At 48.5% G+C, this 15,898-nt stretch carries 15 protein-coding genes; 5 read left to right on the plus strand and 10 right to left on the minus strand.

Going from position 1 to position 15,898, the window contains the following annotated elements; genetic code table 11:
• The first annotated feature begins 322 nt into the window (after positions 1 to 322).
• Entirely contained in the window at positions 323 to 1,069 is a 747-nt protein-coding gene (locus QUB63_RS21810; protein WP_332947400.1) for a creatininase family protein, read from the plus strand.
• 237 nt (positions 1,070 to 1,306) lie between these two features.
• Here the strand turns inward: QUB63_RS21810 and rpsF are convergent, their stop codons facing one another.
• Positions 1,307 to 1,642 (minus strand): 30S ribosomal protein S6, encoded by a 336-nt coding sequence (gene rpsF, locus QUB63_RS21815; RefSeq protein ID WP_293261825.1) that lies wholly within the window; start codon positions 1,640 to 1,642, stop codon positions 1,307 to 1,309.
• 66 nt (positions 1,643 to 1,708) lie between these two features.
• On the opposite strand from rpsF, the gene QUB63_RS21820 reads away from it, so the two are divergent.
• Both QUB63_RS21820 and QUB63_RS21825 read left to right on the plus strand, forming a co-directional pair.
• Positions 1,709 to 2,575 carry a carbohydrate ABC transporter permease gene (locus tag QUB63_RS21820; protein ID WP_332947403.1) on the plus strand — a complete coding sequence of 289 codons (867 nt, stop codon included), beginning with the start codon at positions 1,709 to 1,711 and terminating at the stop codon, positions 2,573 to 2,575.
• 114 nt (positions 2,576 to 2,689) lie between these two features.
• Positions 2,690 to 3,166, plus strand: a complete 477-nt coding sequence (locus QUB63_RS21825; RefSeq protein ID WP_332947405.1) for a nuclear transport factor 2 family protein — start codon at positions 2,690 to 2,692, stop codon at positions 3,164 to 3,166.
• 174 nt (positions 3,167 to 3,340) lie between these two features.
• Here the strand turns inward: QUB63_RS21825 and QUB63_RS21830 are convergent, their stop codons facing one another.
• From QUB63_RS21830 to glyA, 7 genes are all read right to left on the minus strand, one after another.
• Positions 3,341 to 5,893 (minus strand): HD family phosphohydrolase, encoded by a 2,553-nt coding sequence (locus tag QUB63_RS21830; RefSeq protein WP_332947407.1) that lies wholly within the window; start codon positions 5,891 to 5,893, stop codon positions 3,341 to 3,343.
• Positions 5,894 to 6,400: 507 nt separating this feature from the next.
• The gene (locus tag QUB63_RS21835; protein WP_332947409.1) at positions 6,401 to 7,546 is read right to left on the minus strand and encodes an ADP-ribosylglycohydrolase family protein; all 1,146 of its coding nucleotides are present in this window, start codon (positions 7,544 to 7,546) and stop codon (positions 6,401 to 6,403) included.
• Between the two features lie 296 nt (positions 7,547 to 7,842).
• Positions 7,843 to 8,283: a type II 3-dehydroquinate dehydratase gene (gene aroQ / locus QUB63_RS21840; protein ID WP_332947411.1), complete on the minus strand. Its 441-nt coding sequence runs from the start codon at positions 8,281 to 8,283 to the stop codon at positions 7,843 to 7,845.
• Positions 8,284 to 8,388: 105 nt separating this feature from the next.
• A complete protein-coding gene (locus QUB63_RS21845) occupies positions 8,389 to 8,526 on the minus strand; it encodes a hypothetical protein (protein WP_293178014.1) in 138 nt (45 codons plus the stop codon).
• A gap of 310 nt (positions 8,527 to 8,836) precedes the next feature.
• Entirely contained in the window at positions 8,837 to 10,093 is a 1,257-nt protein-coding gene (locus QUB63_RS21850; protein ID WP_332947414.1) for a competence/damage-inducible protein A, read from the minus strand.
• A 174-nt stretch (positions 10,094 to 10,267) separates the two neighbouring features.
• Positions 10,268 to 11,323, minus strand: coding sequence for a glycosyltransferase family 4 protein (locus QUB63_RS21855; RefSeq protein ID WP_332947415.1), 1,056 nt, complete (start codon positions 11,321 to 11,323; stop codon positions 10,268 to 10,270).
• A 600-nt stretch (positions 11,324 to 11,923) separates the two neighbouring features.
• On the minus strand, positions 11,924 to 13,207 hold the full coding sequence (gene glyA / locus QUB63_RS21860; protein WP_332947416.1) for a serine hydroxymethyltransferase: 1,284 nt from the start codon (positions 13,205 to 13,207) through the stop codon (positions 11,924 to 11,926).
• Between the two features lie 168 nt (positions 13,208 to 13,375).
• Between glyA and QUB63_RS21865 the strand changes: the two genes are divergently transcribed.
• Positions 13,376 to 13,573, plus strand: a complete 198-nt coding sequence (locus QUB63_RS21865; protein ID WP_006631916.1) for a hypothetical protein — start codon at positions 13,376 to 13,378, stop codon at positions 13,571 to 13,573.
• Positions 13,574 to 13,716: 143 nt separating this feature from the next.
• Positions 13,717 to 14,190, plus strand: coding sequence for a Tic20 family protein (locus tag QUB63_RS21870; protein ID WP_332947417.1), 474 nt, complete (start codon positions 13,717 to 13,719; stop codon positions 14,188 to 14,190).
• Positions 14,191 to 14,303: 113 nt separating this feature from the next.
• On the opposite strand, the gene QUB63_RS21875 is transcribed toward QUB63_RS21870, so the two are convergent.
• Both QUB63_RS21875 and QUB63_RS21880 read right to left on the minus strand, forming a co-directional pair.
• Complete coding sequence (locus QUB63_RS21875; protein ID WP_332947418.1) at positions 14,304 to 15,077, minus strand: fumarylacetoacetate hydrolase family protein; 774 nt, start codon at positions 15,075 to 15,077, stop codon at positions 14,304 to 14,306.
• A 92-nt stretch (positions 15,078 to 15,169) separates the two neighbouring features.
• Complete coding sequence (locus QUB63_RS21880) at positions 15,170 to 15,769, minus strand: 5-formyltetrahydrofolate cyclo-ligase (RefSeq protein ID WP_332947419.1); 600 nt, start codon at positions 15,767 to 15,769, stop codon at positions 15,170 to 15,172.
• Positions 15,770 to 15,898 lie beyond the last annotated feature (129 nt).

Raw genomic sequence — 15,898 nt, forward strand, 5'->3', positions numbered from 1 at the left:
ATGGCTTTATCGTACAGGTAAAAGGTTATCCAAAGGTAAAGTTTTAGTAAATAAATGGTTAATTTATTAAAGCTGAGTAATGTTGCTCTTAAATTTTCACCGGGTCCTACAGCTTTGTTTGAAGATACAATCTCGATCGGATTTACGCTCCGAAACCCGGTAACTCGGAAAATATTGGGCAAAATTAACGAGAAATCTAGGCATCAATCCGGCTTTTGAGGAATAGTGCGTCTTAAACTGACTAAGTTTATGGGATGTGCAGTCGCATTTCTGGCCCGCTACGATCGACAATACTAAGTAAAAATTCTGTAGATTGCCTATAATGTTGCTGCATTTGAGTACCTGGCCCGAGGTAGAAGCTTATCTAGAGAGCTCCCGAGGCATAATTATCCCGATCGGCTCCACCGAACAGCACGGGCCCACCGGCTTAATCGGGACTGACGCCATTGCTGCTGATGCGATCGCCCTGAGTGTCGGCGAAGCAGCCAATGCCTTAGTCGGCCCGACCATTAATGTAGGCATGGCCATGCACCACACCAGCTTTCCCGGCAGCATCAGCCTCCGACCGCAGACGCTGATTCTCGTAATCAGGGATTATATCACATCTTTAGCAAAAGCGGGATTTGAGAAATATTTCTTCATCAACGGTCACGGTGGCAACATTGCCACGATGAAAGCAGCATTTTCCGAGACTTACGCGCATTTGTCGGACTTAAATGTACCAAATGCCGATCGAATCCAGTGTCAAATCGGCAACTGGTTCATGTGCGGCTCAGTCTACAAACTCGCCAAAGAATTGTACGGAAACCAAGAAGGTTCCCACGCCACCCCCAGCGAAATCGCCTTAACCCAGTACCTTTATCCAGAAGCAATAAAGCAAGCTCCGCTTTCGGAAGAAGTTGCATCCGGGCACAAAATTTACGGTGCTGCTGACTTCCGCCGCCGATTTCCCGACGGGAGAATGGGTTCAAATCCAGCCTTAGCAACTCCCGAACACGGCCAGCAATTTCACGAGTTAGCAGTCAAAGAATTGACTAATAATTATTTGGAGTTTTTGAGCTCAGATTAACATTTTTGCCTGAAAATCTTGATAAATCTCGTTTTGCTCCGAGGCCTGATCCCCCTAAATCCCCCTTAAAAAGGGGAGTAGGGGTCGACTTTGAGAACACTTCGTGTCCCCCCCTTAAAAAGGGAGACTTTGACAACTCTCTTGTCCCCCCCTTATTAAGGGGGGCTAGGGGGGATCTGGCCTGAATCGTCAAACAGTAGATCCGTACTACATTTGACGTGTTTGTTAACACGATTTCTAAGCCGCTGCTTCCTCTTCGGCTTCAGCTTCAGGTGCATCTGGGACATCTTGCTTGATCGTCAAATAGCGAATCACTTCTTCGCTCAGACGCATCGCGCGTTCCATGGTAAAAATTGCAGCGCCCGGAGCAGTATAGTTCATTTGAACGTATACTCCGTCGCGGTGCTTGCCGATTTCGTAAGCCAAGCGGCGCTTGCCGCGGTGCTGAGTTTCGATATTTTCAGCACCTTGATCGCGCAAAATTGTTTGATATTTCGCGATCGCCTGGTCAGTCATTTCTTCACCCAAATCAGGGCGGAGAATGTACATTGTTTCGTAAATAAACGGTTTCATGGCAATAATCCCCTTATGGACAACAAGGCTTCTCATGAAGCAAGGACTTATCATCATATCCCAACTATGAACAATCTCAAAGCTAAAAAATCAAATTCCCCAAACCGCAGTCGATCGCGCTGGAGCACCCTGTGGACGTACAGTATCATGGGGGCGATCGCACTTTTAATGCTCTTCCCCCTGCTGTGGCTGCTCAGTACCTCCCTCAAATCCCCCAGCGAAAACATCTTTCAATATCCCCCGCAACTGTGGCCGCAACAGCCAACCCTCGAAAACTTCATCAAAGTCTGGGAAACCAACCCCTTCGGGCGCTACCTGTTCAACAGCACCTTGATTGCAGGCCTGACAGTCAGCATCAACGTTTTGTTTTGCGCCCTCGCCGCATACCCCTTAGCCAGACTCAACTTTCGCGGCCGCGAAGCCATCTTAATTACGATTATTTCCACAATCATGATTCCCTTCCAAATAGTCATGATTCCGCTGTACATTTTGACAGTACAACTCGGATTAAAAAATAGCTATTTAGGCGTCATCTTTCCCGGACTAGCCTCAGCCTTCGGCATATTTTTATTGCGGCAAGCATTCCTAGCAGTTCCCAAAGAATTAGAAGAAGCCGCCCGCATCGACGGCTGCACAGAATTAGGCATTTGGTGGCACGTGATGATTCCGGCAATTAAGCCAGCTTTAGTTACTTTAGGAATTTTTGTATTTATCGGTTCTTGGAGCGACTTTTTGTGGCCGCTGCTCGTTTTAGACAGGCCTGAATATTATACGTTACCTTTAGGCGTAGCGAATTTAGCCGGGACATTTTCCTTAGATTGGCGTTTGGTGGCGGCGGGTTCGATTATTTCGATCGTTCCTGTTTTAGGACTGTTTTTGCTGTTGCAAAAATACATTGTGCCGACAGAAGCGGCCGCCGGAGTCAAAGGATAGAATTAGGGAATTGGGCATTGGGAATTGGGCGGAGCGAAGCGGAGGGATTGGGCATTGGAAATCGAAAATTAGTATTTATTCCTTCTGCGATACAACTCACAAAATTTATTTGTTATGTACGAACTACCTGAAATCCGTTGGATTCTTGAGCGCGCTGCTGTCATAGATGCGATCGTAGCATTCGCAAATGCGATCGATGCTAAAGACTGGGACAAATTGCGATCGCACCTAGCCGACGAAATAGATATCGACTATTCGGAATTCAGGAGTGAAACTCCCAGACGAGTAACCGCCGAAGCATACATAAAACAGCGAGTAGAGGGACTTGCAGGTTTGCGAACGCTGCACGTCAGCACGAATCACGAACTAACTATTCACCACAATACAGCCAAATGCCAGTCAGCATACCAAATTTATCGACTTGACCCCACTCGCGAAGCTGGACAGAATCGGCTGGATACAGCAGGAAACTATTTTCACTCTTTGATTCAAACAACAGGCGGACATTGGCTGATCGACGGAATCAAGCAAACTGTATTGATTGTCAGCGGCAATCCTCAAGTTCACGGTGCCCTGCGCGCTACATCTTAAACCATTTTTAATTTTAGATTTTAGATTTAGGGATTGGGGATAATTTAACCTAAAATAGGATCGAGCGTGAGGACTTCAGTCCGCATAAAATCCAAGGACTCAAGTCCTCACTACCAACCTAATAACGGTATTTTTACCATAAAATATCTCTCCTCAAATCTAACTTTCAAGTCTCTACCTCGGAGTAAAAACTGCACTAGGATAAGCAATCCGCTTGTGATTGAACTGTTCCCAAACCCGCACAAAAATCTCCGCAATTAAAGACATATCCTCCCGAGTCAAACCCGAATCCAGCAACTGATTATCCTGCCAGCGAGCTCTCAAAATCCGATTAACCATATTCAAAGCTTCCTCATGAGTGGCATCCTTGAGCGATCGCAAAGCAGCCTCACAAGAATCCGCCAACATCAAAATCGCTGTTTCCCGCGACTGCGGAGTCGGCCCGTCGTAGCGAAAATCCTTTTCCCTCACTTCCCGACTTTTGATTGCTAACTTTGAATTATCCACATCTGCCAAAGCAATCTTTAAATCTTCTGCTTCCTTCGCAGCAATTTGCTGCGCTTGGTGGTAAAAATAAGCAATTAACATTGTACCTTGGTGCTCGGGAATAAACGCCTGAATTGCCTTCGGCAATCGATGCTTCCGCGCCATCACCAACCCCTCGGTAACGTGCTTTTTAATAATCTCGGCGCTCGCCCAAGGGTCATTAATTTCATCGTGTTTGTTGCCCCCGCCCATTTGATTTTCGCAAAATCCGAGCGGATCGTGCATTTTTCCAATATCGTGGTATAATGTTCCAGTCCTGACCAGCTCAACATTGCAGCCGAGTTCCCGAGCCGCAGCCTCCGCCAAACTAGCCACAAACAGCGTGTGCTGAAAAGTCCCCGGAGCCTCGGCAGCCAACCTCTTTAACAGCGGGCGGTTGGGATTGGCAAGTTCCGCCAGCCGGATCGGGGTAATCAAGTCAAAAACGTGTTCTAAATAAGGGCTGATGCCGATCGCCACAACACTCCAAGCCAAACCTGCCAAACTTTGCGCGCCCACCGTACCGAGCACGGCGTACCAAATCGCACCGGCAGCGGCGCTAGCAATCAAAGTCCCCACCAGATAGACGCTGCCCTGAGTCAAGCCGACAGCCACGCCCAACAGAGCCAACTCCTCGCGCGATCGCAGCCGCCCGGCCATAAAAGCGCCCAGCAATCCCCCCGCCGCGCTAGCCACCAAATGAATCAACTCTACATCCAAGCCAATGGGTAGCAGCGCCGACAGCAGCCCCACCACAGTCACTCCCACCGCCGAACCGTAGAAGCCGCCTGCTAAAATCCCGATCGCGGGCAAAGTCGTCCAAGGCAGCCCCAAACTCACCAGCACCGGCGCGCTCAAAGTCAGCAGCAGCAACAGCAAATGATCTCTCCGGCGCAAGCGGTAGTGCCTTTCTACCAGCAGTACGATCGCAATTGCCCCCGCGACTAAGCACACAAACCCCGCCAGCCCCAGCCAATTCACCCCGCGCCGGCTCAAACCAAAATAGTCCAGCAACACGAAATCTTGCTGCGAGATTTCTTTTCCTTCTGCAACAATTATATTTCCCTCCTCTACTTCGATCGTCACCGGTTTCACGTTTTGCGCCGCCAATTCAGCTAGCTGTTTGGTTTCTTCGGGATCTCTCACCAAATTCGGCTGCAAAATCGCACTTAAACCCTCAACCGCCAAAGCTTGGGACTCTAACGGCACTTGATCTGCTACTTGCAGCTTCACAGCTTCTTTCAAAACCTCTTTCGGCAGCCCCGGCGGGATACCTTGAGCCAGCATCCTTTTTGCCGCCCGACTCATGCCCGTTTGGGTTTTCTGCCAAGCTGCATCGGACACATCAAATAGCGTAGTATCATAAATCTGTCGGAGTCCGGAAACCGAGGGTTTTTCAAGCGCCTCCACAGCATTGACATAGCGCCTGCGAGCCTCGGAAATACTATCTGTCAGGCTTTTGAACTCTGCTATAGAGACCGATCGGCTGTAAGCTTGCAGTTGAGCAACCGCATCTTGCTGAGACTGGTTCTGTGTCGGCGCAGCAGTTGCCGAGGAATCCAAACTCAACCGCTCGGAAGTTGCACTGTTGTCCCCCGCTTGCGCCAAAATCGATCGCCACTCCCACTCCGGACACCCCCTCAAGTAAACCTGAGCCGCATTTGAGAGCGCCGAGGGCGTCGCAAACGGAAACGGGCCTACCGCCCGCCGCAGTTCGCTTCCCTGTTCCAAAAATTGTTGCAATTCTCGATCGATTTGTCGATCGACCGCGCGATCGAGCATTAATATCGCTACAGCCCCGATCCGCGCTGATGAACGCTTTTCTTCAGTAGTTTTGCGATCGGGGATGCTAACACTAGCAGGAGCCTTAATCGTCTGAGGAGCTTTCGTCCCCACATCCAGTTTCGGCTGGTTGTAGAAGCGGTGGCCCAGAGTGCTGCTGAGAGAAACTACCGCTACCAGGGCCAACATCGGGGAACGAGCTTGATTTTTGAGGCGGGATTTTGAGGTTTTACTTCTCAATCTAATAAAAGTCTCGGGCAGATCCCATTTCTGGCGCGAAAAACGGCTCAGGAGAAGCCAGCCAGGGCGATCGGGATCTGAAGAGCTGTCGCCATTTTGCACTTTAGCAATATGTTGGCGCCGTGAGCGCGCAGCCCCTAGCTGCTCAATCTGCCGCATCAATGAGGAGAGCGTATTCATTTGTGTCGAAGATAGATCACTGTTATCCAGCAGATGAGTCAGAATTTCTGACAAAGCATCTTTGATTGAGTTTATCCGAACTGCCGTACCTGAATATTCAAAACAAGCAGGCTAATTTACCTGAATCTCGCCAGCAGTTTAGTTCCCTGACTTCCGTTGTTGATCTTTAACAGAACTCGCCCGCTGCGACTAAAAACCCGGTTTCTCCGTAGATTCCTGGTTTTCCCACCCACTATTATCGTATAAACCCGGTTTTTTTGGGCAAGGGAGTCAGATTAAATTTTTTAATTTTTAATCTTTAATTGTCGCTTTCCTTGCGCTTTCGCTTTTGATTTGTTCATTGCTAATTGTTCATTAGACTTAAATTGCCTAAATCTTTGATGCAATTCGAGGAAACCGCTTCTTGACGCGGATGGACGCAGATCGTGTGAAGAAGAGCGATCGAATGAATGCACTTTAAGTCTCTTGCTAATTTCTGGTTTCCACTCCTGTTAAAAGTTCAAAACTTTATATTTTACGAGGTCTAATCACATAAGGTGCAGCCACCGAGATCGCTAGCGCTGCCGCATCCAGACCTGCCGAAGGGCTGTAAACTCCCGCCCAAACAGCAAACAGGTTACTTGCTAACTCCACAATTTTTGCATCGCTACCCGTTCCCCAGAGCGAGGGTTCTGGGCCCTCGGCTAGCTGCCGCGATTCAACCGCTGAAAATACCTGTCGCCATTCTACAGGAATCCCTGCCGCCCCGTTGTAGGCTCCTGACAAAGCTCCCGTCAAAGCGCAGGTGAGTTGTCCGGCTATCCCGCAGCGGGCAGCCCGCACCACTGACAAGCGCCAGTCTTCTGGGGTGTTCAAGAAGCAGTAGAAAGCTAGGGCAATGGGCAGCAGATTTCCCGGGTTGACAATTGACTCCGTTTGTGATTTTTTCTCGCCCTCTTCTGGTTTTTGTCGCAAAGCTGTGGCGCTTTTGCACAAGTGAGTTGCGGCTGTTTCTAAATCGGCTCCCTGTTTTAGTAATATTTGTACTTGCAGCAGCAGCTCTGTTAAAGCATTATCTGTTTTTAGGTAGGCAATGGTTTGTTCGATCGCTGTCGCGGGGTCAAGTCTTTGTTTGAGCGATCGGGCGATCGCGTATCCGATAGCTAACACTGATGTCTGCCATTCTGACCGATTTTCGTTGAGCCAAACATCTGTCGCCAGCATGATTTTTTCTCGCAGCTTTGCCTTATTTTCGTGAAAAAACATCGCGCACGGCAGCGCAGCAACGGCAGCTTCACAAGGATTAAGCAGGCTTTGAAACTCAGTGCTTCGCTCCGGGTTGATTTGCGGCTTGGCAAATCCTTCCCAAGTATCGCCCCAATCTTTTAAATCTAAACCGTTACACCGAATTAAACTTTGAGCGCAAGCCACCGCCAGTCTCCCGCATTCGGATGATTGTTTGCCCGCGAGGATTTTGCTGTTGGGAGAATTCAACGCCAATGTTGCCCCGCTCAGGGTCAATTGTTGGTGTTTAGTGAGTTGTAAAATCGGCTGCAAGTCTTCTGTTTGGGGGGGAATACCCACGAGTTGCCTCTGGTATTGCAGGCCTGTAGAGTCTCCTAAAACTGCCCCCAATATCGTTCCTTGAAACTTGCTCAACAGAGAATGCCGCATTTGAATTCAACTCAAGTTGCTAGTAATTGGTCATTGGTAATTGGGTAATTGGTAATTGGTAATTGGTAATTGGTCATTGGTCATTGGTCATTAGTCATTGGTCATTAGTCATTGGTCATTTTTTGGTTCCCCATTACCAATTCCCCATTACCGATTCCCCATTACCGATTCCCCATTACCAATTCCCCATTACCAATTCCCCATTTTTGTGATTAATTTGAATTGAACCCAAATATATAAGGGCTGGTTTTCCATCTAAAACCGGCCCTCATCCGATCGCAAAAATCGGTGAATTTTTAATTTTTAATCAGATAACTAACTAGAGCTTGCAGCCCCAGCCGGTAACTTTCTGAGCCAAAACCGCTGATTTGCCCGATCGCCACCGCTGCGATATACGAGTGGTGCCTAAAAGCTTCCCGCCGGTAAATATTGCTCAAATGAACTTCCACCGCAGGAATATTCACAGCGGCGATCGCGTCTCGAATTGCCACACTCGTATGAGTATAAGCTCCAGCATTAATCAACAAGCCTTGGTGCTGCCCTAACATCGAGTGAATTGCCTCCACCAACACCCCTTCATGATTCGACTGCTGAATTGAGACTTGCACCTGGAGGGCTTGCGCTTCTCGTTCTAGCAACTTGTTGATATCATTTAAAGTCGCAGAACCATAAACTCCAGGTTCTCGCTGACCCAATAGATTCAGATTAGGGCCGTGAAGTACCAGGATATTTAACAATTTTTAAAATTCCAGCGCCACAAAATAATTGAGAGTTTTGACTTGGGATTTACAACCAGTCTCCAACCTCAAACCTCAAACCTCAAACCTCAAATCTAGTCCCGACTACCGGCGATGCCTGGGTTGGTTGACTGGAATAGGAATCGGTTCGAGTTCCGGTTGAGCTTCTGGACTCAGCAGTCCTTCTATCAGCTTGCGAACCCATTCTTTAATTTGTTCCAGCACCTTTTCAATGTCTTCCATTGAACGGATAGCTCCTTTTTTTATAGTCTAGATTGCTAAACCGACGGCTAAATCCCTGAACATAAGCAAGCACGACTTTGAAACCAAAGGTCAAACTTGCTTTCTCGCTTGCTGGTTGTTTGGAGCAACGGTTTTGAGCAAAGGAGAGAGTCAGTATATTTGCCAATCAGTCCTATCTTATTATCATAACGAATCTTTACAGATAATCAATAGGCAATCGGAAAATTACGGAACTATCTCATCACAGAATGTTAAATAAAGCTTAAGCTTACGGCTGACTATTGACAATTGACAAGACGCTAGATGTTTTCTAGGCTTTTGCCAATAATATTTTACGCCGGAGCCGATCGAGCGCCGTACAGCTACTCAGATGCCGAATCCAATCGCGGCCTCGGCCATCACCAAAGCGGTATTCAAAACTTTCAGCCTCGCCGTCGGGGCCCGCTAAACCGATATAAACCAGTCCGACAGGTTTAGCATCGGTGCCGCCACCGGGCCCGGCGACACCTGTAATGCTCAATCCCCAAGTGGTGTTGAGACTCGCGCGCACGGATGCAGCCATTTGTTTGGCCACCAGAGTGCTGACTGCGCCAAATTCGGCTAAATCTTGGGGATTAACACCTAATAATTCTTCCTTAACCCGATTGTCGTAAGAAATAATCCCGCCTAAAAAGTAGCTCGAACTGCCGGGAACACCAGTCAGCATCGCCCCCAATCCGCCTCCCGTGCAGGATTCAGCCACACTGAGAGTTTCCCCAGCCAACAGCAGCAATTTGCCAACTGTCGAAGCGAGGGTATCGGTATCGGCACCGTAACAGTCTAGGCCAGCAATCTGCAGCAATTGTTGCTCGATCGGCTCAATTAACTTTTTCGCCGCAACTTCCGACTCAGCGCGGGCCGAAATCCGCAATTTAACTTCGCCGTGATTCGCGTAGGGAGCCACAGTAGGATTAGTTAAATTCAGAAAACAGTCTACTTTTTCCGCGAGTGCCGACTCAGCAATTCCCCAAAATTTCAACGTGCGACTGTAAATAGTTTCGCTGCACCAGCCGCCATTTTTCAGATAAGGAACGGCGGTTTCTCGCCACATCAAGTGCATTTCCGCCGGTACGCCGGGAAAAGTCATCAGTGTGACATTGGGAACCGGCTGCCAAATAATCCCCGGTGCAGAACCGCTGCGGTTGGGCAAAATGTCCGCAGTTTCGGGAATTAAAGCTTGTTTGCGGTTGCTGGGACTCATGGTGCGTCCCCGCTGGGCAAATTTTTGTTCGATATCGGCGATAATTTCCGGCTTTTCGATTAGGGGAACGCCAAAAAAATCGGCGATGGTTTCGACTGTGAGGTCGTCTGGTGTGGGCCCGAGGCCTCCTGTGAAGAGCAAAAGCTGCGATCGACCCACAGCGATTTCTAACACTTGTTTGATGCGTTCTGGATTGTCACCCACCACTGTTTGATAGTAGTGAGGGATTCCCAAACTCGCTAATTCTTTCGCTAAAAACTGAGCATTGCTGTTAAGAATATCTCCTAACAGCAATTCAGTGCCAACACAAATAATTTCAGCAACCATTAGTTATTGGTAATCAGTAATCGGTAATTGGTAATTGGTAATTGCTAGTTGCTAGTTGCTAAGTGGTAATCAATAACAACTGTCAACTGTCAACTGTCAAGTGTCAACTGTCAACTGTCAACTGTCAACTGTCAAGTGTCAACTGTCAACTGTCAACTGTCAACTGTCAACTGACTATCGGGCGTGTCTCCAAACTTTCCAGCTAGCGTATCCCAGCAAACTTGTCGCACCCATCGCGTAAACTACGCCGCTGGGAACCGAAAAAGCTAGGGCTAAACTTCCCACCCACAGTGTCAGCGAGTAAATAAATAAAACCGCAAATCGATGGGAGAGTCCGGCTTCTAGAAGTCGGTGGTGGAGGTGGCGTTTGTCAGCAATAAACGGTGACTTGCCGTTGCGGAGCCGATCGAGAATCACCGCCGACATATCTAAAATCGGTACAGCTAAAATTAAATATGGCAGCAACACAGAAGTAACAGCCGTAGTTTTAACTAACCCAATTACTCCCACTCCAGCGAGAGTAAACCCGATAAAATAAGCCCCGCCATCTCCCATAAAGATTTGAGCCGGATTGAAGTTGTAGCGCAGGAATCCCAAGGCCCCGCCAGCTAAAGCCGCTGCAATTAGGGCCGCAGCCGGTTGGTGCATCGACAGACTGACAATCAGCATTACAACTGCTGCAATCCCTGAAACTCCGGCTGCTAAACCGTCCAAACCGTCAATCCAATTGATGGCGTTGGCCATACCGACGAGCCAAATCACTGTAACGGGCAAGCTCAGCCAGCCAATATCTGTCATTCCCAGGGAGGGAACTGTGAGAAACTCAATTTGTACGCCCGCGTACCAAGCGATGCTGGATACGCCAATTTGCATCAGCAAGCGTTTTAGGGCCGAGAGCGAAAATAAATCGTCTGCTAAACCGATGAGGAAGAATCCGAGGCCGCCGAGGGTGACTCCCCAAATTTCGTATTCCTCTTTGCGATTGAGAACTTGTCCGCTAGCATCGAGGAAGCCTCCTGAGAGCCAGACAAATAACAGGGCAATCAGAGTGCCGAGAAAGATAGAGACTCCTCCCAAGCGCACCATCGGGCGCTGGTGGACTTTTCGCTCGCCTGGCCGATCGACTCGCCCGCTTTTGAGACCAATTTTTTTAACTATTGGCGTACTCCAGAGGACGACGATCGCAGAAACCAGAAAAGCTAGTACGTGGTACAGATACTGGTGCGGCATCTGAAATCAATTTTAAATAGTGCGGGGCAATTAGGGTGTCAGGCAGAGTCTACTACATTTCAGATGGCTTGTAACAAGGAAACATCTTGAAGAGCGACTGGGGGTTTGGGAGCCGGAGATTTGCCGGAGCGGAAGTTGCTGGGACGCGAATTGTCAGGTTTTTAAATGATTCCTATCGAATTAATCGTCTTTCAATCGCAATGTCGAGCGACTTTTTCGATATCGATACTTGCCAAGCGAGCCGAGTTGAGCGGTATCTTTCGCGCTCGACAAATACCATTACTCAAACCAGCCCCGCCCGACAAATATCTTTAGTAAAAAACGCCTTTCGCAAGCGATATTTTTGGTAAAAACCGCCGATCGAGATCGCTACCCGCCACTTTCAATCTTTTGTGGCTCTTTTACCTTTTTACCAGAAAGAATTGGTTGAAAGCCCGCCCGCCTTTGAGGGAGAAATTAAAATCAGACTATTCATTACTCCAATCTTCTTCCTTCTAGGTAGAGGTCGCTCTCAAGCTGTCCCAGGTCAACTGTCAACTGTCAACTGTCAACTGAACCGTACACTTCCAACTACCAATTCCCCATTGCCGATCAGGAAAATTAAGCTAATGCCGGCACTTTCAAGAACAAGTGCGGATATAACGGGAAGCGATCGCACAGTGCCGCAACTCGTCGCAGACATTCGGCTGCGACGCTTTCATCATCTGGATTTAGCAGTCGATCGGCAATAATATTGCCAATCTCGGTAAATTCTGATGTTCCCATGCCCCGGGTGGTCATCGCTGGCGAACCGAGTCTCAAACCGCTGGTGACAAAGGGCGATGCCGGATCGAAAGGCACGGTATTTTTATTAGCAGTAATATTCACACCGCTAACTAATTGGTCGGCTCGTTTACCTGTCATGTTTGCCGATCGCAAATCAACTAGCATTAAGTGATTGTCCGTGCCGCCAGAAACGAGTTTTAAACCCCGCTGCTGCAACTGCGCAGCTAAAGCGCGCGCATTTTCAATTACTTGACCGGAATAAGTTTTAAATTCCGGTTTTAATGCTTCGCCGAAAGCTACAGCTTTGCCCGCAATCACGTGTTCCAAGGGGCCGCCCTGAGTGCCGGGAAACACTGATTTGTCGAACTTTTTGCCGAGTTCCGGGTCGTTGGTCAAAATCAAGCCGCCGCGGGGGCCGCGCAGGGTTTTGTGAGTGGTGGTGGTGACTGCGTGACAGTGGGCGAGGGGGCTGGGGTGGTGGCCTGTGGCGACTAACCCGGCGATGTGGGCGATGTCGGCGAGCAGGTAAGCTCCAATTTCGTCGGCGATCGCTCTAAACTTTTCAAAGTCGATAATTCGCGAATATGCTGAATAGCCGCAAATTAGCAATTTCGGTCGGTTTTCTTTAGCCAGTGCCAAAATTTCGTCGTAGTCGAGCTGTTCTGTTTCTTGGTTGACGCCGTAGTGAAAAGCTTTAAACCATTTACCGGATACGTTGACCGGCGAACCGTGGGTCAAGTGTCCGCCGTGGGACAAATCCATGCCCATAATTCCGTCCCCAGGCTCTAGCAAGCTCAAAAATACTGCAAAGTTGGCTTGAGCGCCGGAGTGGGGCTGGACGTTGGCGTGGGCTGCTCCAAATAGCTGTTTGGCGCGATCGATGGCGATTTGCTCGATGCCGTCAATAAATTCGCAGCCGCCGTAGTAGCGTTTTGCTGGCAGTCCTTCGGCGTACTTATTGGTCAGCACCGAGCCTTGAGCTGCCATTACCGCAGCGGAGGTAAAGTTTTCGCTGGCGATCAGTTCTAGGTGATCTCGCTGCCGCTGGAGCTCTTGCCCGATTAAATCGGCAATTAGCGGATCGGTTTTGGAAAGGAAGTCTAAGTTAGTGTCCGTCACAATAATCAACCTCTTGACAGTTTTGGGATTGGGAATTGGGGATCTTTTAGCCTACTACGGATTTCGCACCATTGACATAAATATTACGTTGTGTTCAGGTTAAGCCGTTTGTCCCAAATTCCTGACATACAATGAAATTACTGGTGTGAAACCTGCCGGAGGTATCAAATGTTAGTCATTCTAATGGAAAATCAGATGCTTGCCCCTCAGTGTGTTTGCCAAAGTTGTTTGCTGGCCGATCGTACTGGTCAACCGCGCTGGAGCGGTGGAGAGCTTCGCTGCGGTCATCCAGTTGCTAAACCTACGGAGAATTTGCCCGATCGGTACGAGTGTCAAATGGGCTTCGTCATTGCCAATATTAAATAAGAAAGCCTGCATTTGGTAGTTGAGGCTGCTCCCGGCTGAGTGAAAAGCAAGTTCCGGCAGAGTCGAAACACAAACCCTGCTGCTGCGTTATCCTGAGTTTAACGGGAATTGATAGTTTATCGATCGACTCAGGAGAGTTCATTATGACTTGGCGCGGATCTACAACTGTTCCAGACCGGATTTTTGCTTGTTTGCCTTATTTGCTGCCGCTGATTGACGGGCTTGCCTTTGGCAAGTATCTGTTTTCACAGTTTCCTGTCCTGCAACTGTTGTTTATACCGCTAGCTCCATTGATGCAAATTTATAGTTTGCCCTTTGCTAGCTTGGTTATTTTCTTTGCCCTGTATTTAGGAGTAGTTAGAAACGAAAACATCAGTCACTTCATTCGTTTTAATGCGATGCAGGCGATTCTTTTAGACATTGTTTTGATGCTGTGCGGTCTGGTTTTGCCGATTTTTTCTAAAGGCTTGCAAGTCGCATTTATTGCGGAAACTCTGTATAACATGGTGTTTTTGGGCGTTTTGGCTGCATTTTTCTATGCAGTCGTTCAGTCGGCGTTGGGACGCTATGCAGAGATTCCTCCGCTTTCGGATGCTGTTTATATGCAGGTTCGTTAGTTAGTTGACAGTTGACAGTTGACAGTTGACAGTTGACAGTTGGTTATTATTTGTTGGTTCTAATGCCCAATGCTTTTCGGCCCAATTACCAATTACCAATTACCAATTACCAATTACCAACTAACTACTGTATTCTCCAGACTGCCAATGCCTTCTATTTCAATGCGGACTCGATCGCCTATTTGCAGCGGCCCTACCCCTTGCGGCGTTCCAGTCAGTATCACATCGCCGGGAATTAGGGTCATTACTTGACTGATGTAGGAGACGATAAAGTCTGGGGAAAATACCATGCGATCGATCTGAGATGATTGTACCGGTCGATCGCTCCCATTGACAAAAGTCTGCAACTGTGCTGCGGGACTGAGTTCGCGGACAATCCAAGGCCCCAAGGGACAAAACGTATCAAACCCTTTGGCCCTCGCCCACTGGTTGTCCCGCTTTTGCAAATCTCTGGCTGTCACGTCGTTGGCGATCGTATAGCCCCAAATTTTGCCGTGTGCTTGTTCGGGAGTGCAGTTGGTACAGTGTTCGCCAATTACCAGGGCCAATTCTCCTTCGTAGTCTACCCTTTCCGACTGCTGCGGATAGCGAATCGCTCCACCTGCGGGGATGACAGCACTGGGAGGCTTGAAAAACAGCAAGGGCTCAGCGGGTACAGGGGTGCCCATCTCGGCGGCGTGATCGACATAATTTTTGCCGACGGCTACGATTTTTGAGGGAGAGCACGGGGCGAGAATTTGGTAACTGTCTGGTGAAAGTTCCAAATCAGTTGGTTGTCCTTTTAACCAGGGAGGTGCATCAAATACTTGAACGCTGCGGCTCAGTTGCAGTAAACCGTAATGGATGTGTCCTTGTGTTGTTTTAACTCGAACGTAGCGTTGGGCCATACTATTTTAGATTTTGGATTTTAGATTTTAGATTAAATAGGACTTTCAGTAGGATACATATAAATACGGATCTAAGCATAATTAGTGAAAATTTACTGCTCGATCGACCTTTGTGATTTTTGATGTATCATTTTTAACCCGCTTTCCGTACAAATTCCGTGCAGCGGTTTGTCCCAGGAGTCAACGGGTAGCTGGGCTAGCAACGCAAATTCAAAGATTGTGCCGATCGCAATTTTTGATTCCCACTCAGCTAAACTGAGCATTCGATCGTAATAGCCGCCGCCGTAGCCCAACCGATAGCCGCGAACATCGCAGCCTACAGCGGGTACGAGGATTAAATCTACTTCTGAGCGGTCGATTTGAGGAGCATCCGGCAGGGGTTCGAGGATGCCATAAGGTCCAGTATGTAAAGCATCTCCGGGCTGCCAGATGTGCCAGGACAAGTGTTTGCCGACACAGCGGGGAAATCCCCAAGTGCGGGGAGTTACAAATAGGGGACTTAAATCTGGTTCTTGGCGAAAGCTAAAGTAGGCGAGGATTGTTCTTGCTTGGGCGAATGGGGGCGAGTTTTGGAGGTGGTTGCAGAGGATCTCGCTCTTTTGTCTCCATGCTTGTGCTGATAGGGATTTGCGGGTATTCAGGAGCGATTTTCTTAATTCGGTTTTAGTTAATGAAGGTTCAGGAGTATTCATATTTGCGATCGAATCTCTCGTTTGATTTCCAGTCCGACAGGGGTTGAAAACCCCTGTCTCATAGCGAAAGTCCTCTAAAAGAGGACTGCGATTAATTGCATTGTTTATCAGACTTTTTAGTCGGTTTCA

Origin of the sequence: Microcoleus sp. ARI1-B5 (genome assembly GCF_036705795.1) — a bacterium.
Taxonomy (GTDB): domain Bacteria; phylum Cyanobacteriota; class Cyanobacteriia; order Cyanobacteriales; family Microcoleaceae; genus Microcoleus.

Coding starts and splice junctions, on each gene's coding strand:
- QUB63_RS21825 (WP_332947405.1), top strand. CDS start 2,690: ATGTACGAACTACCTGAAATCCGTTGGATTCTTGAGCGCGCTGCTGTC.
- QUB63_RS21845 (WP_293178014.1), bottom strand. CDS start 8,526: ATGGAAGACATTGAAAAGGTGCTGGAACAAATTAAAGAATGGGTTCGC.
- QUB63_RS21875 (WP_332947418.1), bottom strand. CDS start 15,077: ATGGCCCAACGCTACGTTCGAGTTAAAACAACACAAGGACACATCCAT.
- QUB63_RS21830 (WP_332947407.1), bottom strand. CDS start 5,893: ATGAATACGCTCTCCTCATTGATGCGGCAGATTGAGCAGCTAGGGGCT.
- QUB63_RS21835 (WP_332947409.1), bottom strand. CDS start 7,546: ATGCGGCATTCTCTGTTGAGCAAGTTTCAAGGAACGATATTGGGGGCA.
- QUB63_RS21820 (WP_332947403.1), top strand. CDS start 1,709: ATGAACAATCTCAAAGCTAAAAAATCAAATTCCCCAAACCGCAGTCGA.
- QUB63_RS21865 (WP_006631916.1), top strand. CDS start 13,376: ATGTTAGTCATTCTAATGGAAAATCAGATGCTTGCCCCTCAGTGTGTT.
- QUB63_RS21880 (WP_332947419.1), bottom strand. CDS start 15,769: ATGAATACTCCTGAACCTTCATTAACTAAAACCGAATTAAGAAAATCG.
- QUB63_RS21870 (WP_332947417.1), top strand. CDS start 13,717: ATGACTTGGCGCGGATCTACAACTGTTCCAGACCGGATTTTTGCTTGT.
- rpsF (WP_293261825.1), bottom strand. CDS start 1,642: ATGAAACCGTTTATTTACGAAACAATGTACATTCTCCGCCCTGATTTG.
- QUB63_RS21855 (WP_332947415.1), bottom strand. CDS start 11,323: ATGCCGCACCAGTATCTGTACCACGTACTAGCTTTTCTGGTTTCTGCG.
- QUB63_RS21810 (WP_332947400.1), top strand. CDS start 323: ATGTTGCTGCATTTGAGTACCTGGCCCGAGGTAGAAGCTTATCTAGAG.
- QUB63_RS21850 (WP_332947414.1), bottom strand. CDS start 10,093: ATGGTTGCTGAAATTATTTGTGTTGGCACTGAATTGCTGTTAGGAGAT.